Origin of the sequence: Spirillospora sp. NPDC047279 (assembly GCF_040643285.1) — a bacterium.
GTDB lineage: Bacteria > Actinomycetota > Actinomycetes > Streptosporangiales > Streptosporangiaceae > Spirillospora.
Genome location: NZ_JBEYUA010000005.1, coordinates 372895 through 395061 on the forward strand (window position 1 = coordinate 372895; position 22167 = coordinate 395061).

Genomic DNA, 22167 nt, shown 5'->3' on the forward strand with positions numbered 1-22167 from the left:
TAGAGGGCGAGGACGACAAATGCCGCCGGGACGGAGGAGCGCGACGGATTATGGACGAAGGGTCGTGGTCTCCTCCGCGATCACCTGGTGGATGGACCGGGCCGCGCCCTCCGCGTACGCCGTCTCGAAGCTCCGCTCACCCAGGGCGGCGCGGGCCTGGGCCTCGCAACGTTCGCGCAGGACGAGGAACCCGCGGACGCCCAGGTGCGGGCGGCTCACCGCGTCCCAGACGGTGCCCGCGGTGCCCAGGAGGCGGACCGCCCGCGTCGCGTCGCCGTCCGACATCGCGTACCAGGCGAGCGAGTCGACCATGAAGGCCCAGCCGACCTTGTCGTGGGCGCCCTGCTGGAGCCGCAGGCACTCGCGCGAGGCGGCGGTGGCCGCGGCGACGTCGCCGCGCAGCCAGCGGGCCAGCCCGCGCAGGAAGACGCAGTAGGCGCTGATCCAGCGTTCGCCAAGCCGGATGCCGAGCGCCCGGCCCTCCTCGCAGACGTCGATCGCGGTGTCGACCTCGCCGAGGGACAGGTGCGCGGACGCGAGCACGGGATAACTCTGGAGCAGGACGCCCCCGGCCGGATGGTTGCGCAGGATGGCGACGGCCGTCGTGAGACTTCCGGCGGCGGTGACGGCGTCGCCCTCGAAGAGCGCGATCTGGCCGCCGAGGTTGGCGGCCCAGGCGCGCACCTCGTCGGCGTCGAGCATCTCGGCCAGGTCGCGCAGGTCGGCCAGGTGGTGCCGGGCGGCGTCCAGGTCGGTGCCGCGGACCATGGTGAGCTGGGCGAGGGCCCAGTGCGCCTCGGCGCGGATGCGGCTCGGCTCCGGCCGGGTCGCGGCGAGACCGCGGGCGATCCAGTGCCGGCCCTCGCCGGACATGCCGTTGGTGATCCAGTAGACCCAGATCTCGGCCGCCATCCGCAGCCCGTGGTCCTCCTGGCCGGGCGTGCGGTAGGAGTGGTCGATGGCACGTCGCAGGTTGGCGTGCTCGGCGCGGAGCCGGTCGGCCCAGTGGTACTGCGACTCGCTGACCATCTGGGCGGCGAACCGGTCGGTCAGCCGGGAGTACCAGTCGCGGTGCAGGCGGCGGACCGCCCGCTCGTCGCCGCTCTCGCGCAGCCGGTCGACGCCGTACCGGGAGATCGTCTCCGGCATGCGGTAACGCTCGCCGCCCGGCTCGCGCACGACGATGGACTTCTCGACCAGGCACGACAACGTCTGCAGGACGCGCGGCCCGTCGCCGTCCGCCGGGCCTCCCACGTATTCGGCCGCCTTGACGTCGAAGTCGCCGGCGAAGACCGACAACCGCGCCCACAATCGCCGCTCGTCCGGCGTGCACAGCCGGTGCCGCCACTCGACGGCCGCGGTGAACGTGCCGTCCAGGCCCGTCAGGTCGTCCAGCAACAGCTCGGGCGGCGTCTCCCGCATCTGGCCGGCGGCCAGCTCGACCGCGAGCGGCACTCCCTCCAGCCGCCGGCACAACTCCCCGACCGCCGCACGGTTGCCGCCGTCGACCTCGAAGCCCGGCGCGGCCGCGGCCGCCCGCTCGGCGAACAACGCGGCGGTGTCGCCCGCGGGCAGCGGGCCGAGCCGCACCTCCCGCTCGCCGGCCACGCCGAGCACCGCGCGGCTGGTCGCCAGGACGTTCAGGCCGGGCGCCGTGCGCAGCAGCAGGCCGACGAGCATGGCGCACCCGCCCGCCAGGTGCTGGCACCCGTCCAGGACGAGCAGCGCGCGGCGCTCGGCCAGATGGCCGAGCAGCGCCTCGACCTGGTCCTCGTCGGGCTGGTCGGGCAGTTGCAGCGCGCCGCACAGCGTGTGCGCCAGCAGTTCGACGTCGGCGAGCCGGGACAGGTCGACGAAGCACACGTCGTCGCCGAACGCGCCGCGGGCCTCGGCCGCCGCCCGGATCGCGAGCCTGGTCTTGCCGACGCCGCCCGCGCCCGTGATCGTGAGCAGGCGCGTCCCCGGGAGCGCCTCCCGCAGCATGGTGAGCTCTCCGGCACGACCGACGAAGGAGGTCACCTCCGCGGGCAGGCCTCCGGTTCGCCGCTCCAGTGCACGATTCACCCGGCCGCCCCGACAGATGGACAAGGCCCCACATCGTACCGGGGCGAACACGATCCGCGATGGGACCGGTACGGAACGGATAGGCGTTTTCGGCCCGCGCGCGGTGCCAATCGCCCGCGCGGCGCCGTTCGGCCGCGCGGGGTGCCCGTACGGCAGCGCTCGTTCAGCCGCGGGCGGTGTCGATGCGCCGGGCGCCGACGGCCGCGACCAGCCGTCCGACCGACGGGATCTCCAGCGGGAGCAGCGAGTAGCGCGGGTGCACGACCCGGCGCCGGTCCCGCTCCAGCGCGCGCACGGTCGCGGCCGCCACCGCTTCCGGCGGGACGGGCGGCAGGGTGCGCGGCGGCCGGCCGCGCCACGGCAGCAGGTCGACGTCGCGCAACGCCGTGTCGGTCGCCCCGGGCACGACCTCGAGCACGCGAACGGGCGTGTGGCGCAGTTCGTGGCGCAACGACCGGGTGGCCTGGGCGAGCGCCGCCTTGGCCGCGCCGTAGTAGCCGAGCATCGGCAGCGGGACGGCCTGCATGGTCGAGGTGACGTTGACGACGACGCCGCGGCCCGACCGCAGCATCTCGGGCACGAGCGCGGCGGTGAGCGCGAGCGGCGCCCAGAGGTTCGTCTCGAACGTGACGCGGGCGTCGTCGGCGTCGCCGTGCGCCCGCTGGGCCCCGACCAGGCTGACACCGGCGTTGTTGATGAGGACGTCGACGCCGCCGAGGGCGTCCAGCGCCCGGCCCGCCAGCTCGGCGCCCGCGCCGGGGCGGGACAGGTCCGCCGGGAGGACGTGCGCGGCGCCGAGCGTGCTCAGCTCGGGTACGCGGCGGGCGGCGACGGCGACCTCGGCGCCGCGCTCGGTGAGGGCGAGCGCCAGCATCCGCCCGATGCCGCTCGACGCGCCCGTGAGCAGGATCCGCGCGTTCCGAAGGTCCATGGCGTCGCTCCCATATTGACTGATTATCAATCAACATGCGACGCTAGGCCACGTGCCGCCAGCCCGTCAATCCGCCGACCGCCGCGAGCTGCTCCTCCGCGCCGCCGCCGACCTGTTCGCCGAACGTGCGTACGACGAGGTCACCACGACCGAGATCGCCCGCCGCGCCGGCGTCGCGTACGGGCTGATCGCGCATCACTTCGGCAACAAGCGCGGCCTCTACCTCGCGACCGTCCGCGCCGCCGCCGAACGCCTCCGGGAGATCCGCGAGAGCCCGCCCGGCGACGCCACCCCGCAGGAGCGGCTGCGCGACGTGCTCGACCGCCACATCCGGCTGATCGACGACAACGCGTCCGGCTACCTGACGGTCATGAGCGCCGGGCTCGGCTCCGACGAGGAGGTCCGCGCGATCATCGAGGAGTACCGCTGGGACGGCGCGCTGCGCGTCCTGCGCGCCCTCGGCGTCGAGGAGCCCGTCCCGCCGGTGCTGCGGACCGCGACGCGGGGCTGGACGGCCTACCTCAACGAGATCGTCGTCGACCGCCTCACGCACGGCGACGTCGACCGCGCCCACCTCGTCGAGCTGGCCGCCGCCGTGCTCGGCGGCGCCCTGCGCGCGGCGGCGGCCCTCGATCCCGCCTGCGGCCTGCTCCCGGCCGACCTCGACGCGCTCGACCCCTGAGGCCGGCGCGGGACCGCCCGCGACTCCGGCCAGACGCTCAGTCGGCGGCCTCGCTTCCGGTCTCGCCGCCGAACAGCGCCCGGCCGGCCTTGGACCGTTCGGTGCCGCGCGTGCCGTCCGGGACCTCGCGGGTGCGGTGCCGGGCGCGCCAGTCGTCGACGCCGTCGAACGAGCCGTCGGCGAGCCCGGCGGCCAGCGTGCGGACCCAGCCGGCCTCGGCCTCCTTCATGGCGAGCGCGTACTCGGCCTCCAGCAGGAAGAGCCTGGGCATGCCCTGGCCGTCCACCAGGTCCGACAACATGGCGCGGGCCGTGGTCGTCTCCTTGTCGAGGGCCCGCAGCCGCTGAACGAGCAGATCGGCGACCTCCTCCGGCGGCAGCGCGACGACCAGCGTCAGCGCGGCCTCGAAGAGCGGGTACTCCTTGACCGGCTCGCGGACCAGCTCGCGCAGGCGCCCGACGAGCTCGGCTCGGCCCGCGTCGGTGATCCGGTAGACGGTGCGCTCGGGGCGACGACCCTCGCGCGCCGTGCCCTCGGCCTCGACCAGGCCCCGGTCCTCCAGGTTCTGGACGACGGTGTAGAGCGAGCCGTAGCGGATCTTGATGCTCTGGTCCTTGCCGCGGTGCTTGAGCAGCTGCGCGATCTCGTACGGATGCATCGGCCGGTCCATGAGCGTGGAGAGCACGGCCAGCGCCAGCGGGCTCGTGTTCGTGCGTCGTGCCGGCATCGCGGTTCCATTCGCGCTCGTATATTCGGGTACGAATATAAGAGATCGACGCCGGTCCCGCCAGACCTCAAAGGTGATCGGTCAGCCGGCCTGCTCGACCCGTTCGGCGGCCTTGCGGGCGGCGATGAGCACCGGGTCCCAGACGGGCGAGAACGGCGGCGCGTAACCGAGGTCGAGACCGGTCATCTGCTCGGCGGTCATCCCGTTCCACAACGCGATGGCCAGCCCGTCGATGCGCTTGGCCGCGTTCTCCTCGCCCACGATCTGGGCGCCGAGCAGCCGCCCGGACCGCTTCTCGACGACGAGCTTGGTCTTCATGGACGTGGCGCCCGGGTAGTAGCCCGCGCGGGTGGTCGACTCGACGGTGACGCTGAGCGTCTCGAACCCGGCGGACGCCGCCTCGGCCTCGTTCAGGCCGGTGCGGGCGACCTCGAAGTGGCAGATCTTCGCCACGGCGGTGCCGACGACGCCGGGGAACGTCGCGTAGCCGCCGCCGGCGTTGACGCCCGCGACGCGGCCCTGCTTGTTGGCGTGCGTGCCGAGCGCGATCGCGATCGGCTCCCCCGACACCAGGTGCCGGGTCTGGACGCAGTCGCCCGCCGCCCACACCCCCTCGGCCCTGGTGCGCATCCGGCGGTCGGTGACGATGCCGCCGGTCGGCCCGACGGCGATGCCCGCGGCCTCGGCGAGCCCGCTGTTGGGCCGCACGCCCATGCCGAGGACGACCAGGTCGGCGTCGAGCGTGCGCCCCGGCGTGACGACCGCCCGGATACGGCCGTCCGACGTCTCGAACGCCTCGACGGTCTCCTCCAGGTGGAGCGTGACGCCGAGACCGCGCAGCGCGTCGGCGATCAGCGCGCCCATGTCCGGATCGAGGGTCCGCATCGGCTGCGCGGCGCCGTCGACGAGGCTGACCTCGAGCCCCTCCTTGACGAGCGCCTCGGCCATCTCCAGCCCGATGTAGCCGCCGCCGACGACCACGGCACGGCGCGGCTTGTGCTCGTCGAGCGCGCGGCGGATGGCGAGGCCGTCGTCCAGGACCTGCACGCCGTGCACCCCGCCGGCGTCGGCGCCGTCGATCGGCGGCCGGCGCGGGGTCGCGCCGGTCGCGACGACGAGCTTGTCGAAGCCCTCCCAGCGCTCGCCGCCGGCCTCCAGGTCACGGACGCGCACGGCGCGCCGGTCGAGGTCGATCTCGACCACCTCGTGCCGGATCCGCACGTCGATGTCCTGCTGCTCGCGGAACTCCGCCGGGGTCCGCACGACGAGGTCGTCGATCTCCTCGACGTCACCGCCGATGAAGTAAGGGATGCCGCAGGCCGAGTAGGACGTGTGATGGCCGCGCTCGAACGCGACGATCTCCAGCTCGGACGCCGGGCGCCGACGCCGTGCCTGCGAGGCGGCGCTCATCCCCGCCGCGTCTCCCCCGACGACGACCAGCCGCTCAGCCGACACGATCGCCCCCGGTTCTCCGGCCCATCTCTGCCACCCGCACATCCATGAAGATCAAGTCCCCCCGCCACGCCAGCCTATGCCGCGGATCCCGGCCGACGTGGAGACGGTGCCCCGCGCGTTCGCCCCGGGCGCCCGGGACCGCCTGCCGCCTGAGACGGTCAGCGGACGCGGCCACGGGGTTTGAGGCGGGTGGACGGGAAGGGCGGGGCGGGGAGCCGGTCGCCGGCGTAGCCGTGGACTTCGCCGAAGCGGGCGTCGGCGTTCGTCCAGTCGGCGCGTGCGGCGCCGATCTCCTCGCCGCTGCGCGCGACGAAGTTCCACCACATGACGATCTGCTCGTCGAAGGGCTCGCCGCCCAGGAGCAGCAGGTGGCCCGGTGAGGCGGCGCTCACCTGGAGCTCCGACCGGCCGCAGCCCAGGTAGAGCAGCGAGCCGGGGGCCAGGTCGACTCCGTCGACGTTGACCGCGCCCAGGGTCGTGAGCGCCGCGTACTCGAAGTCGGGCTCCAGCGGCAGCCGTGTGCCGCCGCCCGCCGCCAGGGTCACGTCGGCGCCGACCAGCGGCGAGAACGTGGTGCCCGCCGAACGGGCGCCCGCCATCTCGCCCATGAAGACCGTCGTGCGCGTCCCGCCGTCCTCCAGGACGGGCAGGTCGCCGTGGAACTCCCAGGCCGGCGCGGTCGCCCGCGCCCCGTCTGGGAGCGCGACCCACAGTTGCGCGCCGTGCAGGAGCGGGGAATGGGCGGCGGGCGACTCCTCGGAGTGCGCGATGCCGTGCCCGGCCGTCATCACGCCGAGCGTGCCGGGCGTGAGCGTCTGCAGGCTGCCGAGGCTGTCGCGGTGCAGCACCTCGCCGCCGAGCAGCCAGCTCACCGTCTGCAGCCCGATGTGCGGGTGCGGCGGCACCTGCATGCCGGGCCGGTCGACGATGTCGTCGGGGCCGTAGTGGTCGACGAAGCACCAGGCGCCGACCATGCGGCGGCCCAGCGTCGGCAGCAGCCGGCGCACCTCGGTGCTCTCGCCGAGCGGCACCGAGCGGCCCTGGAGCAGCTCGCGCACCGGCTCGGCCGCCACGCCGGCGCGGCCGCCGCACTCGGCCAGCCGCGGCGCTGCGTCGAGGTCGCTCACTGCGCGCCCTCCCCGGCCGCGGGGAGCTTGAACTCGGCGCGATCTCCCGCGGCGACGAGGTCGAGGTACTCCTCGTGCTTGGCGATGAACTTGTTGACGTACGGGCAGTACGGCCGCACGGCGAGCCCGCGCCCCCGCACCTCGTCCAGCGCCGCTCCGACCAGCCGCCCGGCCAGCCCGCGCCCGGCGAACGCGTCGTCGACCTCGGTGTGGGTGAAGTCGATGACCTGGTCGTGCAGGCGGTATTCGGCGAACCCGGCCAGGTCGTCGCCGTCGAAGACCTCGAACCGGTTCGCTTCGGGATTGTCCCGGACGGTCACGGACATGGCGCCCCCTCTAGTTGAAACATAAACAATCTTGCTGCGCATCCTACGCGCCGCCGAGCCGGTACGCACGGCGGGCGTTGCCCGCGGTGACCAGCCCGGCCACCCTCTCCGCGTCCTCCCCGGTCCACGCGCCCTCCTCGACACCGGAGGCCAGGTGACCGGCCAGGCCGCGGCGGAACAGCAGTGCGCCCAGGTGGTAGAGCTCGGCCAGCCCGAACGCGTCGGAGGAGTAGAGCACCTTGCCGAACGGGGCCAGCTCCAGCAGTTCGGCGATCAGCGCGGGAGCCCGGTGCCCCAGGTTGTGGGTGGCGAGCCCGACGTCCACGAACACGTTGGGGAAGACCTGGGCGAGGTAGCCCGCGTTGCGGTGGAACGGGTAGTTGTGCAGCAACATCACCGGCACGCCCGTCGGCGCCAGCGCCCGCAGCAGCCCGGTCAGCAGCAGCGGATCGCCCCGGCGCAGATCGGCGTCGGCGTCCCCGTACCCCACGTGGAACTGCACGGGCAGGCCGCGGTCGACGGCGCACCACACCAGGAAGCGGTGCAGCACCTCCTCCTCCACGCGCGGCGGCCCGCTCCGTCCGGCCATCGCGCGCTCGGCCTCGCGCAGCAGCCGTCCGGCCGCCACCGCCACCTCGCCGTCGGACGGCCGCTCCCCCGCCATCTCCAGGCCCGCCCGGTAGGCGGCGATCGACTTGCAGCCCACCACCTGCGGCTCCCGGCCGCGCGCGTCCAGCCGGGACCGCACCTCCGCCGCGAAGCCCACGGCGCTCACGCCGCCGGCGGCCACGTCCTCGGCCAGCCGTTCCAGGCGCACGATCTCGAAGGCCGGCCTGTCCCCGGCGAGCTTGCCCAGCTCGGCGGGCTCCGTCAGCGCCTCGGGCGTGTAGCCGGTGTCGACGCACAGCGCGTCGAGCCCGGCGGCCGCCAGGAACCGCGCGTTCACCTCGGCGGCGCCCAGCTCGGCGCGGCGCGCGAGGTAGTCGTCGGCGGGCGCGTGCGCGGGCAGGTCGAGCACGGGCGCGCACCACCGCCGCACCGCGAACCCGATCTGCGAGTCGAACAGGCTGCCGCCCAGCTCCGCCCCCGCCGTGGCCGACTCGGTGAGCATCGCCTCGAACTCCGCCCTGCCGGACAGGTCGCGGGCGAGCACCCCGTGGCAGTGGTGGTCGACCAGCCGCAGCGATTCCAGCTTTTGCAGCACCCGCACCTCTCCTTCCGTGAATACGGCCGGTCGTCTCCGTACGCTTTCCCCGTACCGACGACCCCGCACGCCATCCTCTGACCGGGAGCCCCACCGTGGAAAGCACCTCAGCCGGAGATCGGACGCTCGACCGGGACGAGCGCGGCAGGCTCGGCGCACGGGCCGCCGAGAAGGCCGCCGAGCTCGCCGGCCATGACGTCACCGCGGTGGCCCTGACCTGGGTGGACGTCGGCGGCATCACCCGCACCAAGACCGTTCCCGTCGAGCGCCTGGAGCATGCCGCGTCGTGGGGCGTGGGCATGTCGCCGGTCTTCGACGTCTTCCTGCTGGACGACTCGATCGTCTCCGGCCGGTACGTGGGCGGGCCCACCGGTGATCTGCGGCTGCACCCCGACCTCGGCCGGCTGGTCCCGCTCGCCGCGCTGCCCGGCTGGGCGTGGGCGCCCGCCGACCGGTTCACGCAGGAGGGCGGCGAACATCCGGTGGACGCGCGCGGGGCGCTGCGGCGCGAGACCGCACGCCTGGCGGAGCTCGGGTACTCGGTCCGTGCCGCGTTCGAGATCGAGTGGGCGGTGTCGGACGGCGACAGCGAGGGTGACGACGACTTCACCCCGGCGTGCAACGGCCCCGCGTACGGCATGACGCGCATCGCCGAGTTGTCGGGCTACCTGCGCGACCTGCTCAGGGCGCTCGCCGCGACCGGGGTCTCGGTCGATCAGCTGCATCCCGAGTACGCCGCGGGCCAGCTGGAGTTGTCGGTGGCGGCCGAGGACCCGGTCGGCGCGGCCGACACCGCCGTGCTGGTGCGGGAGACGATCCGCGCGGTGTCGTTCGAGCACGGCCTGGCCGCCTCGTTCTCCCCCAAGGTGCTCCCCGACTCGGTCGGCAACGGCGGCCACGTCCATCTGAGCCTGTGGCGCGACGACCCGGCGGAGGGCCCGGTCAACACGATGGCGGGCGGCGACGGCCCGTGCGGCATGGCCGCCGCGGGCGAGGCGTTCGCCGCGGGCGTCCTCGGCCATCTGCCCGCGCTGCTGGCCGTGGGCGCGCCGTCGGTCGCCAGCTACCTGCGGCTCGTCCCGTCCCACTGGGCGGGGGTGTTCGCCTGCTGGGGGCGGGAGAACCGCGAGGCCGCGCTGCGCTTCGTCACCGGCGCGCTGGGCGAGCGCGCGTCGGCGGCCAACCTCGAGGTCAAGTGCTTCGACCTGTCCGCCAACCCGTACCTCGCCCTCGCGGGCCTGCTCGCGGCGGGCCGCGCCGGCATCGCGGCGGAGGCGTCGCTGCCCGCCCCGGTGGACGTGGACCCCGCGACGCTGACCGCCGCCGAACGCGGCGCGCGGGGCGTCACCGCGCTGCCCGCGTCGCTCGAGGACGCCGTCACGGCGTTCGAGGACGACGCGGTGCTCGGCGCGGCCTTCGGGGAGGCGCTCGCCGACACGATCGTCACCGTCCGGCGCGGCGAGATCGCGCTGTTCGAGGGCGCCTCCCCGGAGGAGATCACCGCGGCCACCCGCTGGCGGCACTGAGCGCTAGAACGTGATCAGCGGGTCGCCGAGGAAGTCCGCGACGAAGTTGACGAAGAAGAACCCGAAGAACAGGAAGTTGAGCACCAGCACCACGTGGTGCCACAGCCTCGGCCGGGCCGCCTTCGGCAGCTTGCTGTTGAGGTAGATGAGCATGAACGGGTAGATCAGCGCGCCCAGGTTGACCATGTTGGCCGACCACTGGACCAGGTTCACCGGCAGCGCCAGATGCAGGATGATCGAGATGATCACCAGCAGCACCAGCATGAACGGGTAGTAGAAGCGGCGCGGGTCGCCCTCCAGGAGCGCCCGCAGCCGCGGGCTGGTGGCGTGCGCGGCGTCCGTGGTCACCCGGACCATGGCCTCGAAGATGCCGAGCTGCGTCGAGAAGAGGATCAGCACGCCGAGCAGCAGCGCGAGGTAGAACAGCCACTGGCCGTACTCGTCTCCGAGCGCCGACGCCACGAACGTCGGCACGTTCGCCGTCGTCGGCTTCTCGCCGGACAGTTCGACGGCCCGCGCCATCAGGATGGTGGGCAGCAGCATGCCGAGCATGGCGCCGGCGAAGAAGATCCCCCACATGTCGGTGCGCAGCAGCCGGTACCAGCGCTTCCACAGCGCCGCGTTCTTCTCGTCGTCGGGGAAGGTCACGCCGCTGTCGAGCAGCTTGATGCGCTCACCCCGGAGCCCGGAGATGTATCCGGCCCGGTGCCCCATCCCGTAGCCCTTGTCGCGGTAGTGGCCCATCACGTACCAGTTGAGGCCGGAGGCGAGTGCCGTGAAGCCCGCGAGCCCGCCGAGCTGGGTGGCGGTGATGCCCTCGGGCGGCGCGGCCGGGGTGACGAACCCCTTGATGCCCTCCCACCAGCCGCTGAACGGGACGATGAACAGGTCGATGAGCAGGAGGCCGGCGAGGATCGTGCCGACCATCAGCCAGTTGGCCAGCTCCAGCGACCGCGAGATGCGCCGGGCCGCGGCGGTGATGAGGAAGACCAGCACCAGCAGAGCGATCGCCCAGAGCCGGGGCTCCTCGGCGCCCTTGGCCGGGACCTCGCCGTGCACGAGCGCGTACATGCCCTGGCCCGCCGCGGCCGCCCAGCCGCCCGCGATGAACGCGAACAGGACGACGAAGACGGAGAGCGGCACCCACAACTTCCAGCCGGGCGGCACCCGCCCCCAGCCGACGACGGGCGCCTCTCCGGTCGCCACGACGTACCGCGCGCTCTCGATGTTGTAGAGCGTCTGCAGGACGGCGGACACGACGATGACCCAGCCGACGCCCTCGAAGCCGTACTGTCCGACGGCCTGCGGGCCCAGCAGCCATTCACCGCTGCCGATGGAGATGCCGAGCGCGATCAGGCTCGGGCCGAGCGCGTAGCGGAACAGCTCGCGCGGGCCGATCCGCCGGACGCCGAAGACCTCCTCCGGGGTGGGAAGGTCGGCGAGGGCCAGGTCGGGCCGGCTGACTCCGAGCGGACGGGCTTCGACGGTGGCGGTGGGGTCGGAGGGATCGGGGGGACGGGCGGAATCGGCCATGTGTCGCCTCCCAGGCGGTGCCGTGCCCCCGAATCATCGGTTGTGCGGATGATCCGTCAACTAGGCGACCGCGACAAGTCCCCGGCGGCCATCATCTTGCCGGTGTCGTAGGGCTGGAAGCGCACCTGCACGTCACCGCAGGCGCAGCGGGTGTAACTGACGACGCCGTCGGACGTCAGGTGCCTGGACAGCACTTCGTAGGTCTCGTCCCTCGGCCATCCGCAACGTGGGCAGTCGTCGTCCACCGTGATCCCGTCCCTGTGTCCCGTGTAAGGGTTAAAGTTGAGTAAGACTCTTAGGTACAATAACACTTACTGATGACGTCGTGTGCGATAGTCGGGGCAATGGCAACGCAGATCACCGGATACAAGAGCAAGGCCGTGGCGGCGGCGGTCGCTTTGGTGAACGCGGTCACCACGCGCGAGGGCGACGGCGGCGAGGACGCCCTGCGCGAGCTCCTGCGCGTCAACGAGTTCTTCTGGGAGCAGTTCGAGCCCGCCGACGCGGAGGTGTTCCGCGAGTGGGGCCGCACGCTGCGGCCGTTCTTCGAGGCCACCGAGCTCGACGAGGCCACCGGCCTGCTCAACGCCCTGATGCTCGCGATCCCGATGCATCCCCACATCGCCAACCACGAGCCGCACGGCCTGCACATGCACTACGCGCCGCCGTCCTCGCGGCTGGTCGAACGTTTCCGGGCCGCCACCCTCATGAAGCTCTCGGAGCTGGTCTGCCAGTACGGCCTGGGGCGCACCGGGGTGTGCGCCGCCGACGGGTGCGAGAACGTCTACGCCGACACCTCCAAGGCGGGGCGCCGCCGCTTCTGCTCGGAGACGTGCGCCAACCGCACCAACGTCGCGGCCTTCCGCGCCCGCAGGCGCACCGTCCCCGAGCAGGCCTCCAGCTGAACCGTCCGGCGGACGACGCGTGACGGCGCCCGCCCCGCGTACGGGACGGGCGCCGGTGAAGCGAGATCAGGACTCGTGGGCGTGGGCGGAACGCGCGTCGGCCGTGCCGGGGATCTCGGGGCCGCGAAGCGGGATCTCGTCGGCGTCCGCCGGGTCGATGCCGTCCAGGAGCCCGTAGCCGGCGGCGTGCGCGAGGTCGACCATCGACACGTACGCGGTCCACACCTGGAACCGCTGCCGCTCGGGCGGCAGGTTGCTCAGCTCGACCAGCAGCGACGCGCCGCCCAGGATGCCGTAGGCGTTGCGCGCGATGCCCTCGTAGTCGCCGCCCGGGTACTGGGAGACGACGGCGCCCGCCCGGGTGAACGCGTTGTACACGCGGACGCCGACCTGCTTGGAACTCGCCAGCGCGGCGGCCGGGACGGTGACGTTGGTCGGCCACAGGATGGACGTGGTGATCTCGCGGCCGTCGGGCGGCGGGAAGGCGTACCGGCCCTGCATGTGGTAGTCGACCATGATCGAGGGCCGGAAGCGGTCGTGGGCGCGCCGGATCGCGGCGGCCTCGGGCACCGGGTTGTCGGCGGGCGCCATGCCCGGGTTGTGGTAGCGGTTGATGTCGTAGCCCTTGCCCGGCTCGCCGTACTCGGGGTCGGCGTCGGGGTCGTAGTTGTAGCGCCACTGCCGTTCGTGCCCGTCGGGGTTGGCGCGCACCAGGATCCCGAGAGTGATCTTCGAGCGCAGCCGGCGGGCCTCCTTGCCGTTGGAGACGCCGAGCGTGGCGAGGGCCTGGAGCGCCGACTCGGTGCCGAGGGGCTCGTCGCCGTGCTGCTGCGTCACGTACATCAGCCGTTTCGGCCCGGTGCCCAGCGTGGCGAACCACAGCGGCCGGCCCTCGTTGCTGGTGCCGACACTGCGGACCCGGACGCGGCCGTCGCTGGAGCGCGCGATGCGCTGGAGCGCGCGGGCGAGCTCGGCGTTGGAGTGCAGCCGGACGCCGGCCTGGGCGGCGGCGGTCCGGGCCGCCACGGCGTTCGAAGCGGCCGGTGCGGCCTGGGCGGGGACGGCGAACGCCCCGGTGAGGAGTGCGAGAGCGGCGGTTGCGGCGAGGGAGCGGGCCGTGCGGCCCGGGAGCGAGGTCACGATCTGCCTCCATTGGCATCGGTGACGGCCTGGGCCGCCTTTCGCAGGCCCGCACCCATCATTCCGGGATGCGGGCCCGCCTTGCCCATGGCGTGCCGGGCTCCGCGTCAGAAGGAGGCCTTCAGGACGTCGATGCCGCGGGCGTGGTCGGCGACGTAGATGTAGTCACCGTGGTAGTAGGCCGCCCAGGTCCGCGCGTCGTCCGGGCGGTAGTAGGCGATCTGCTTGATGTCGGTCGGGTCGCGCACGTCGAGGAAGCGGGTGCCCTGCGTGTAGAACGCCTGGGCGAGGATGCCGTTCTTGATGTCGAAGTAGTGCGCCGAGCAGTCGTCGGTGTCGGGACGGCTGCCCTCCTTGCCCGCGACGCTCCAGGTGCCGAGCGTCTGGAGGCGGAACGGGTTCTCCGGCGTCGAGCGCCAGCCCTGGCCGCCGTACGAGCCCTTGAGCGAGGCGATGACCAGCAGGCCGTCGTTGGCGCACCCGTCGTTGAAGGTCTCCTCGGTGATGATGAGCGTCTGGCCGTGGCCCCACTTGCGCGGGTCGGGGCCCTGGTTCGCGGTGCGGCCGACGCCGCGGAAGCTGTTGTGCATGAACGAGGAGTTGATCGTGGCCTCGTCGATGCCGCCGCCCGCGTACGGCACCGGGTTCCACGGCGTCGCCTTGCGGACCTTCTTGGCCACCGGGTCGTACCGCACGCCGGAGGTGTGGTAACCGCGCACGCCGCCGCGCCCCGACGCCCAGGCGATGCCGGACGAGTCGACCTGGATGTCGTGGGTGTAGTCGGTCTTGCCGTCGTTGCGGCCGGTGTCGATCGGGTCCGGGAAGACCTTCGGCTTGCGCGGGTCGCGCACGTCCGTCACCCAGACGGGCCGGCCGCCCCAGTCGGCGGGCTGCCAGTCGGCCTTGGCCGGGCCGCCCGTCCACAGGTACTGGCAGTCGTTGACGCACGAGGTGGTGTGGCCGGCCGGCAGCACCTGGTAGGCGATCTGCTTGAGGCTCTCCGGCTTGGACACGTCGACGACGTAGACGCCGGACTCGCCGGTGTTGGTGGTGCCGCCGAACGCGCGCGGGTCGCGGGACAGGTAGATGATCTTGCGCTTGTGGTCGGCCTCGGTGTCCTCGCCCTGCCAGAAGCCGGGCAGGTCGAACGAGCCGACGAGCTTGGGCACGCGCGGGTCGGCGGACAGGTCGTAGGCCTTGAGCCCGAACCGGCCGCTCACGAACATGATCTCGCGCTTGTGCCGGCCCTTGCCGTAGTCCATGAACACCAGGGAGGTGGCCTCCTTGGCGTCCGGCACGTTGCCGACGCGTTCCACGCCCTTGACGGCGTCGGACACGTTCGCGGAGGTCTTGCCCACCTCGGCCGGGCCGTGGCCGGCGTGCGAGCCGAGGTCGCGCCCCTCCCCCGCCGTCCGCGCGGTCGCCGCGCCGGTCGTCCTCGTCTGGGACGCGCCGGGGTCGGGCGGGCACGCCCACGCCGTCCCGGCGGCCAGCAGGACCGCGGCCGCCGCGGCGGCGACGCTGCCGGAGAGGGCACGTCTCCTTCGACGTTCAGGGAACATTCGTGCCTCCAGGTCGCGGATGTCGCCGAGGCAAGTCTCACCGGAACGATCAAGATGATCAAGGGGCTAACTCTCACAAGGAATACCGCCCCGGGATGTGAGCTGCTGACCGAACGCCCGCACCAGGGGGGACGGCGCCCGGTCACGGCCTCTCCCGGCCGTGGCCGCTTTGTGCCGCGCGCGGCGTCATCGGCGCGCGTGGCCCCGCGCGCCGATGGTGCCGTACGCTCACCGGCGTGAAGAGCAGCACCCGTACCGCCGCTCTGCTCGCCGGGGCCGTGGTGATGCTCGTGAGCCCGGTCGTGGCGATGAGGGCGCTCAGCGATCCGGCCGATCCGCGGGTCTCCGTCGGCGCCGCGCCGCCGGCCACGCTCGTGCCCGGCGACGTCCGGGACGCCACCGGGCGGATGATCGCCGGTGCCGTGTGGATCGGGCTGGTCGCCTACGACCCGCGCACGGGCGCGCCGGTGAACGCGGGCGCCGAGTCGGTCACCAGCGGCGACCGCAGGGTGTGGACCGTCCGGATCAGGGCGGGCGGCCGGTTCCACGACGGCTCGCCGGTCACCGCCGCCTCGTACGCCGGCGCCTGGACCGCCGTGGTGCGCGAGGGATGGTCGGGCGCGCGGCTGCTGACCGACGTCGCGCGCGTCAAGGGCGCGAAGCCGAAGCGGGAAGGGATCGCCGGCCTCGAGGTCGTCGACGAGCGCACGTTCAAGGTCACCCTCGACCGGCCGCTGAACGGCTTCCCGGCGCTGCTCGGCGACCCCGCGTTCCTGCCGATGCCGGACACGGTGCTGCGCTCGCGCGACTGGACGTCGTACGGGCGGAAGCCGATCGGCAACGGGCCGTTCCGGGTGCGCACGCACGACCGGAGCGGGACCGTGCTCGACCGGGAGGGGGCGCGCAGCGTCGTGGTCCGGGCCATGCCGGACGCCGCCGCCCAGTATTCGGCCGTGCAGTCCGGGGACCTCGATCTGGCCACCGCCGTCCCGCCGGACCGGCACGAGTCGATGGAGGCCGACTTCCGCGGCCGGCACCGGATCGTGCCCGGCCGCGACACGACCTACCTGGCGTTCCCGCAGTGGGAGAAACGCCTCGGCGGCCCCTCCGTGCGCCAGGCCCTGTCGATGGCGATCGACCGCAACGCGGTGTCGGAGGGCGCGCTCGGCTACCAGACGAGCCCGGCCGGCGCGCTGGTGCCGCCCGGGGTGATCCCGGGCCGCCGTGACGAGGGCCAGTGCCGGCCCTGCGTGCACGACCCGGCGGCGTCCACCGCACTGTTCGAGGACGCGGGCGGCCTCACCGGGCCGCTGTCCCTCTGGTACGCGGCGGGGGCCGGCGACGACGCCTGGGTGAAGGCCGTGGCCGACCAGCTGCGCAAGCGGCTCCAGGTCGACGCGCGCCCCAAGCCGGTGCCCGCCGCCGAGCTGGCGCGGGCGCTGGAGGCCCGCGAGGTCGACGGGCCGTTCGTGGTGCACTCCGCCCCCGCCTACCCGGCCCCGATCGCCGCGATCGCCCCGCTGGCCGGGATCGGCACCGGCTACGGCGACGACGGCGCGCTCGACCTGATCGAGCAGGCCGAACGTGCCGCGACGCCGGACGAGGCGGTGACCCCGGCCCGGCTGGCCGAGACCACGCTGCTGCGCGACATGCCCGCGATGCCGCTGTGGACCGTGCACGATCACCTGGTCTGGTCGGAACGCCTGGAGGGCGTCACCGCCGACGCGTTCGGCGGCGTGCGCCTGGCCGCCCTGACCGTCAGGGAGTGACGGGGCGCCAGGAGCGCGAGGGCCGGGACGGCGCCCAGCACGGCGATCACCGCGGCGACGGCCATCACCGCCCCGAGCCCTCCCGCGCCGCGATCGAACGTCACGCGCGCGACGGCGTCGCCGGGGACGGCGACGCGGCGCGGCCGTCCTCGGACAGCCGGTAGGACAGCGCCGTGTGCCGGCGTCCCGCGCCGGGGGTCCGCACGGCCGCCGCGAGCGCGCGCCGCGACCCGACCAGGACGACGAGCTTCTTGGCGCGGGTGATGCCGGTGTAGAGCAGGTTGCGGCGCAACATCATCCACGAGCCGGTCGTCAGCGGGATGACGACGGCCGGGTACTCGCTGCCCTGCGAGCGGTGGATCGTGATCGCGTACGCGTGGGCGAGCTCGTCCAGCTCGTCGAAGGCGTACTCGATCTCCTCGTCCTCGTCCGTCCGCACGGTCAGCGTGTGCTCCTCCACCGACAGCGCCGTCACGACGCCCACCGTGCCGTTGAAGACGCCCGCCTCCCCCTTGTCGTAGTTGTTGCGCAGCTGCGTGACCTTGTCGCCGACCCGGAAGACCCGCCCGCCGTAGCGCTTCTCGGGACGCCCGGCCTCCGGGGTGAGCGCCTCCTGGAGCATGGTGTTGAGCGCGCCCGCGCCGGCCGCGCCGCGGTGCATCGGCGTGAGGACCTGGACGTCACGCCGCGGATCGAGCCCGAACCGCCGCGGGATGCGGTCGGCGATCACCTCCACGGTCAGCTCGGCCGCCTGATCGGGCTCGTCGCACGGGAACAGGAAGAAGTCCGGATAACCCTGGGTGTGCGGATGGTCGCCCTGGTTGACCCGATGGGCGTTGACCACGATGCCGGACTCCTGCGCCTGCCGGAAGATCTTCGTGAGCCGGACCCGCGGGATCGCCTCCGCGTTCAGCAGGTCGGCGAGCACCTCCCCCGCGCCCACCGACGGCAGCTGGTCGACGTCGCCGACGAGCAGCAGGTGGGCACCGCGCGGGATCGCCTTCACCAGCTTGTTGGCCAGGATCAGGTCGACCATCGAGCTCTCGTCGACCACCACCAGGTCGGCGTCCAGCGGGCTGTCGAGGTCGTACCTGGCGTCCCCGCCGGGTTGCAGCTGGAGCAGCCGGTGCACGGTCGCGGCCTCGTGCCCGGTCAGCTCCGCCAGCCGCTTCGCCGCCCGCCCGGTCGGCGCCACCAGCACGATCTCGGCCTTCTTGGCCGCCGCCAGCTCCACGATCGAGCGCACGGTGAAGCTCTTGCCGCACCCCGGGCCGCCGGTCAGGACCGCGACCTTGGAGGTCAGCGCCAGCCTGACCGCCTCCTCCTGCTCGGGCGCCAGCTCCGTGCCGGTGCGCTCCCTGAGCCAGCCGAGCGCCCGATCCCAGTCGACCCCGGCGAACGCGCCGAGCCGGTCGTCCCGCGCGTCCAGCAGGTCGCGGAGGCCGCGCGCCAGCGACCGTTCGGCCCGGTGGAACGGCACCAGGTAGACCGCCGGCACCGTCGCCTCGTCGCCCTCCCCGACCGTCACCCGCTCGCGCACCACGCCCTCCTCGGCCGCGAGCTCGTCCAGCGCCGGGACGATCAGCGTGCGCGGCACGTCGAGGATCTTCTCCGCCGCCGTCACGAGGTTGGGCTCGGGCAGGAAGCAGTGCCCGTCGTCGGCCGCCTCGGACAGCGTGTACTGCAGGCCCGCCTTGATACGTTCGGGGCTGTCGTGCGGGATGCCGACCGCCTGCGCGATCGTGTCGGCCGTCTTGAACCCGATCCCCCACACGTCCGCCGCCAGCCGGTAGGGCTCCCGCCGCACGGTGCCGATCGAGGCGTCCCCGTACTTCTTGTAGATGCGCACCGCCAGCGACGTCGAGACGCCGACGCCCTGGAGGAAGACCATCACCTCCTTGATGGCCTTCTGCTCCTCCCACGCGTCCGCGATGCGCCGCGTGCGCTTGCGCCCCAGCCCCCGCACCTCGATCAGGCGTTCCGGCTCCTCCTCGATCACCCGCAGGATGTCGACGCCGAAGTGCTCGACCATGCGGTCGGCCATCACCGGGCCGATGCCCTTGATCATGCCGCTGCCCAGATAGCGCCGGACGCCCTGCACGGTCGCCGGGAGCACGGTCGTGTACGAGTCGACCTCGAACTGCTTGCCGTACTTGGGATGCGACCGCCACCGCCCGGTCAGCTTGAGGCTCTCGCCGACCTGCGCGCCGAGGAGCGCCCCCACCACCGTCAGCAGGTCGCCGCCCGTCCGCTCCGTCGCCACGCGCGCGACGGTGTAGCCGGTGTCCTCGTTGGCGTACGTGACCCGTTCGAGAACCGCCTCCAGCACCGCAGGGTTCATGGACCACATCATGTCGGACCCGCCCGACAATGCTCTCCGGTCCCGACCCGCTCCCAGCGCGCGGGCGGCGAAACGAGGAGGGCGGGTTTACCGGCCCGGCCGCGGGGCAGGCGCGGCGTGATGGACTGATGTGACACACTGGATTGATTCATATACTTGACTGATTCAAGATATCGCCCCAGGCTGGGGGACGTGGTCGCACCTCTGGATTTCCAGCGGATGTTGCGCGGATCCGCTCTGCGCGTGACCCGTCCTCGGGTGGCGGTGCTCAGCGCGGTGCACGCGCATCCGCACGCCGACACCGACTCGATCATCGGTGCCGTGCGCAGAGAGCTGCCGAAGGTGTCCCATCAGGCCGTGTACGACTCGCTGCACGCGCTGACGGCCGCGGGCCTGGTGCGTCGCATCCAGCCGGCCGGTTCGGTCGCGCGTTACGAGTCGCGGACCGGGGACAACCACCACCACGTGGTGTGCCGGTCGTGCGGAGACGTCGCCGACGTCGACTGCACGGTGGGCGAGGCACCCTGCCTGACCGCGTCCGACGACGGCGGCTTCTCGATCGACGAGGCCGAGATCACCTACTGGGGCCTGTGCCCTTCCTGTTCCTGATTCGCCTCTGTTCCGTGGAGGAAACACATGTCCGAGAACCATGAGACCGTCGCCCCGACCCCGGAGGGCGGGGGCGGCTGTCCCGTCACGCACACGCGTGCCTCCCATCCCACGCAGGGTGGCGGCAACCGCGGCTGGTGGCCGGAGCAGCTCAACCTCAGGCTTCTCGCCAAGCATCACCCCAAGGCCAACCCCCTGGGCCCGTCCTTCGACTACGCCGAGGCGTTCAGGAGCCTCGACCTTCCCGCCGTCAAGCGGGACATCGCGCACGTGCTCACGGACTCGCAGGACTGGTGGCCGGCCGACTTCGGGCACTACGGGCCGCTGATCATCCGGATGGCGTGGCACAGCGCGGGCACCTACCGGGTCAGCGACGGACGCGGTGGCGCCGGTGCGGGCCAGCAGCGGTTCGCGCCCCTCAACAGCTGGCCAGACAACGCCAGCCTCGACAAGGCCCGGCGCGTGTTGTGGCCGGTCAAGAAGAAGTACGGCCGGAAGCTCTCGTGGGCCGACCTGATGATCCTGGCCGGCAACGTGGCCCTGGAGTCGATGGGTCTCAGGACCTTCGGTTTCGGCGGGGGCCGGGAGGACGCGTGGGAGGCCGACGAGGACGTCTTCTGGGGCCCGGAGACCGCCTGGCTCGACGACGAGCGCTACAGCGGCGACCGCGACCTGGAAAAGCCCCTGGCCGCGGTGCAGATGGGCCTCATCTACGTCAACCCCGAAGGACCCAACGGCAACCCGGACCCGCTCGCCGCCGCGCGTGACATCCGCGAGACGTTCAGCCGCATGGCGATGAACGACGAGGAGACCGTCGCCCTGATCGCCGGTGGCCACACGTTCGGCAAGACGCACGGCGCGGCACCGGCGGACGCCATCGGCCCCGAGCCCGAAGGCGCCCCGCTGGAGGACCAGGGCCTCGGCTGGAAGAGCACGCACGGCACCGGCAAGGGCCGGGACTCCCACACCAGCGGCCTCGAGGTCACCTGGACCCCGACCCCGACCCAGTGGGACAACAGCTTCTTCGAGCTCCTCTTCGGCTACGAGTGGGAGCTGACCGAGAGCCCCTCCGGGGGCAACCAGTGGCGGCCGAAGGACGGCGCCGGGGCCGGCACCGTGCCCGACCCCGAGGACGGCACCCTGAACCGTCAGCCGGGGATGCTGACGACCGACCTGTCGCTGCGCTACGACCCGATCTACGAGCCGATCTCGCGGCGCTTCAAGGACGACCCCGAGGCGTTCGCCGACGCGTTCGCCCGCGCCTGGTTCAAGCTGGTCCACCGCGACATGGGGCCGATCCAGCGCTACCTCGGCCCCGAGGTCCCGACCGAGACGCTGATCTGGCAGGACCCCGTCCCGGCGGTGGACCACGAGCTCGTCGACGCCGCGGACGTGGCCGCCCTCAAGGCGCGGCTCCTCGACTCGGGCCTGTCGGTCTCCCAGCTGGTCTCCACCGCCTGGGCGTCGGCCGCCTCGTTCCGGGGCACCGACAAGCGCGGCGGCGCCAACGGCGCGCGCATCCGGCTGGAGCCGCAGCGGAGCTGGGAGGTCAACAACCCCCACGAGCTGGCTCCGGTCCTGCGCACGCTGGAGCAGGTCCAGCAGGCGTTCAACGCCGAGCAGACCGGCGGCAAGCGGATCTCGCTCGCCGACCTGATCGTGCTCGGCGGGTGCGCCGGCGTCGAGCGGGCCGCGAAGAACGCGGGCCATGACATCACCGTGCCCTTCACACCGGGACGCACCGACGCGTCGCAGGAGGAGACGGACGTGGAGTCGTTCGAGGTGATGGAGCCGACGCACGACGCGTTCCGCAACTACCTCATGAAGGGCAACCTGCTGCCGGGCGAGTTCCTCATGATCGACCGGGCGAACCTGCTCACCCTCAGCGCGCCCGAGATGACGGTCCTCCTCGGCGGACTGCGCGTCCTGGGCGCGAACCACGGCCAGACCTCGCTGGGCGTCCTCACCGACACCCCCGGGGCGCTGACCAACGACTTCTTCGAGAACCTGCTCGACATGGGCACGGTGTGGAAGCCGACGTCCGAGGACGCCGAGACCTTCGAGGGCCGCGACGCCTCGGGCAAGGTCAGGTGGACCGCCAGCCGCGCCGACCTCGTCTTCGGCTCCAACTCCGAGCTCCGCGCGGTCGCGGAGGTCTACGCGAGCGACGACGCGCAGGAGGAGTTCGTCCATAACTTCGTCGCCGCATGGGACAAGGTGATGAACCTCGACCGGTACGACCTCGTCTGATCCCGGATCCGCCCGA

At 72.9% G+C, this 22167-nt stretch carries 17 protein-coding genes; 6 read left to right on the forward strand and 11 right to left on the reverse strand.

The window, feature by feature from the left end; all coding sequences use genetic code 11:
- Positions 1-48: 48 nt before the first annotated feature.
- Positions 49-2019, reverse strand: a complete 1971-nt coding sequence (locus tag ABZ810_RS15310) for an AAA family ATPase (protein WP_358403363.1) — start codon at positions 2017-2019, stop codon at positions 49-51.
- Between the two features lie 208 nt (positions 2020-2227).
- Positions 2228-2995, reverse strand: coding sequence for an SDR family NAD(P)-dependent oxidoreductase (locus ABZ810_RS15315; RefSeq protein ID WP_358403364.1), 768 nt, complete (start codon positions 2993-2995; stop codon positions 2228-2230).
- 52 nt (positions 2996-3047) lie between these two features.
- Between ABZ810_RS15315 and ABZ810_RS15320 the strand changes: the two genes are divergently transcribed.
- Positions 3048-3677, forward strand: coding sequence for a helix-turn-helix domain-containing protein (locus ABZ810_RS15320; RefSeq protein ID WP_358403365.1), 630 nt, complete (start codon positions 3048-3050; stop codon positions 3675-3677).
- A 37-nt stretch (positions 3678-3714) separates the two neighbouring features.
- Here ABZ810_RS15320 and ABZ810_RS15325 read toward each other — a convergent pair whose 3' ends face one another.
- The 5 genes from ABZ810_RS15325 to ABZ810_RS15345 all read right to left on the reverse strand — a co-directional run bounded on the left by ABZ810_RS15325 (position 3715) and on the right by ABZ810_RS15345 (position 8522).
- On the reverse strand, positions 3715-4404 hold the full coding sequence (locus tag ABZ810_RS15325; protein WP_358403367.1) for a PadR family transcriptional regulator: 690 nt from the start codon (positions 4402-4404) through the stop codon (positions 3715-3717).
- Between the two features lie 81 nt (positions 4405-4485).
- Positions 4486-5859, reverse strand: a complete 1374-nt coding sequence (locus ABZ810_RS15330) for an FAD-dependent oxidoreductase (protein WP_358403368.1) — start codon at positions 5857-5859, stop codon at positions 4486-4488.
- 158 nt (positions 5860-6017) lie between these two features.
- Entirely contained in the window at positions 6018-6986 is a 969-nt protein-coding gene (locus ABZ810_RS15335; protein ID WP_358403369.1) for a pirin family protein, read from the reverse strand.
- Complete coding sequence (locus ABZ810_RS15340) at positions 6983-7312, reverse strand: GNAT family N-acetyltransferase (RefSeq protein WP_358403370.1); 330 nt, start codon at positions 7310-7312, stop codon at positions 6983-6985. Before ABZ810_RS15340 ends, ABZ810_RS15335 begins: the two co-directional genes overlap by 4 nt.
- A 43-nt stretch (positions 7313-7355) precedes the next feature.
- Positions 7356-8522: an amidohydrolase family protein gene (locus tag ABZ810_RS15345; protein WP_358403372.1), complete on the reverse strand. Its 1167-nt coding sequence runs from the start codon at positions 8520-8522 to the stop codon at positions 7356-7358.
- An 89-nt stretch (positions 8523-8611) separates the two neighbouring features.
- Here ABZ810_RS15345 and ABZ810_RS15350 point away from each other — a divergent pair, with 89 nt between their 5' ends.
- Entirely contained in the window at positions 8612-10042 is a 1431-nt protein-coding gene (locus tag ABZ810_RS15350) for a glutamine synthetase family protein (protein WP_358403374.1), read from the forward strand.
- Between the two features lie 3 nt (positions 10043-10045).
- Here the strand turns inward: ABZ810_RS15350 and ABZ810_RS15355 are convergent, their stop codons facing one another.
- Entirely contained in the window at positions 10046-11575 is a 1530-nt protein-coding gene (locus tag ABZ810_RS15355; RefSeq protein WP_358403375.1) for an Nramp family divalent metal transporter, read from the reverse strand.
- Positions 11576-11919: 344 nt separating this feature from the next.
- On the opposite strand from ABZ810_RS15355, the gene ABZ810_RS15360 reads away from it, so the two are divergent.
- A complete protein-coding gene (locus ABZ810_RS15360; RefSeq protein WP_358403376.1) occupies positions 11920-12480 on the forward strand; it encodes a CGNR zinc finger domain-containing protein in 561 nt (186 codons plus the stop codon).
- Positions 12481-12546: 66 nt separating this feature from the next.
- Here ABZ810_RS15360 and ABZ810_RS15365 read toward each other — a convergent pair whose 3' ends face one another.
- Together ABZ810_RS15365 and ABZ810_RS15370 are read right to left on the reverse strand one after the other, a co-directional pair.
- Positions 12547-13620 (reverse strand): M14 family zinc carboxypeptidase, encoded by a 1074-nt coding sequence (locus ABZ810_RS15365; RefSeq protein WP_358403377.1) that lies wholly within the window; start codon positions 13618-13620, stop codon positions 12547-12549.
- Positions 13621-13727: 107 nt separating this feature from the next.
- Positions 13728-15182: a hypothetical protein gene (locus ABZ810_RS15370; RefSeq protein ID WP_358403378.1), complete on the reverse strand. Its 1455-nt coding sequence runs from the start codon at positions 15180-15182 to the stop codon at positions 13728-13730.
- A gap of 236 nt (positions 15183-15418) precedes the next feature.
- Here ABZ810_RS15370 and ABZ810_RS15375 point away from each other — a divergent pair, with 236 nt between their 5' ends.
- Complete coding sequence (locus tag ABZ810_RS15375) at positions 15419-16951, forward strand: ABC transporter substrate-binding protein (protein WP_358403380.1); 1533 nt, start codon at positions 15419-15421, stop codon at positions 16949-16951.
- A gap of 100 nt (positions 16952-17051) precedes the next feature.
- Here ABZ810_RS15375 and ABZ810_RS15380 read toward each other — a convergent pair whose 3' ends face one another.
- Complete coding sequence (locus tag ABZ810_RS15380; protein ID WP_358403382.1) at positions 17052-19292, reverse strand: ATP-dependent RecD-like DNA helicase; 2241 nt, start codon at positions 19290-19292, stop codon at positions 17052-17054.
- 219 nt (positions 19293-19511) lie between these two features.
- Between ABZ810_RS15380 and ABZ810_RS15385 the strand changes: the two genes are divergently transcribed.
- Positions 19512-19901 carry a Fur family transcriptional regulator gene (locus ABZ810_RS15385; protein ID WP_358403651.1) on the forward strand — a complete coding sequence of 130 codons (390 nt, stop codon included), beginning with the start codon at positions 19512-19514 and terminating at the stop codon, positions 19899-19901.
- 27 nt (positions 19902-19928) lie between these two features.
- Positions 19929-22151: a catalase/peroxidase HPI gene (gene katG / locus ABZ810_RS15390; protein ID WP_358403383.1), complete on the forward strand. Its 2223-nt coding sequence runs from the start codon at positions 19929-19931 to the stop codon at positions 22149-22151.
- Positions 22152-22167: the final 16 nt, after the last annotated feature.

Excerpts from the sequence above, each read along its gene's own strand:
- ABZ810_RS15370 (WP_358403378.1), bottom strand. The coding sequence starts at position 15,182 with ATGTTCCCTGAACGTCGAAGGAGACGTGCCCTCTCCGGCAGCGTCGCC.
- katG (WP_358403383.1), top strand. The coding sequence starts at position 19,929 with ATGTCCGAGAACCATGAGACCGTCGCCCCGACCCCGGAGGGCGGGGGC.
- ABZ810_RS15360 (WP_358403376.1), top strand. The coding sequence starts at position 11,920 with ATGGCAACGCAGATCACCGGATACAAGAGCAAGGCCGTGGCGGCGGCG.
- ABZ810_RS15380 (WP_358403382.1), bottom strand. The coding sequence starts at position 19,292 with ATGAACCCTGCGGTGCTGGAGGCGGTTCTCGAACGGGTCACGTACGCC.
- ABZ810_RS15315 (WP_358403364.1), bottom strand. The coding sequence starts at position 2,995 with ATGGACCTTCGGAACGCGCGGATCCTGCTCACGGGCGCGTCGAGCGGC.
- ABZ810_RS15325 (WP_358403367.1), bottom strand. The coding sequence starts at position 4,404 with ATGCCGGCACGACGCACGAACACGAGCCCGCTGGCGCTGGCCGTGCTC.
- ABZ810_RS15355 (WP_358403375.1), bottom strand. The coding sequence starts at position 11,575 with ATGGCCGATTCCGCCCGTCCCCCCGATCCCTCCGACCCCACCGCCACC.
- ABZ810_RS15340 (WP_358403370.1), bottom strand. The coding sequence starts at position 7,312 with ATGTCCGTGACCGTCCGGGACAATCCCGAAGCGAACCGGTTCGAGGTC.
- ABZ810_RS15385 (WP_358403651.1), top strand. The coding sequence starts at position 19,512 with ATGTTGCGCGGATCCGCTCTGCGCGTGACCCGTCCTCGGGTGGCGGTG.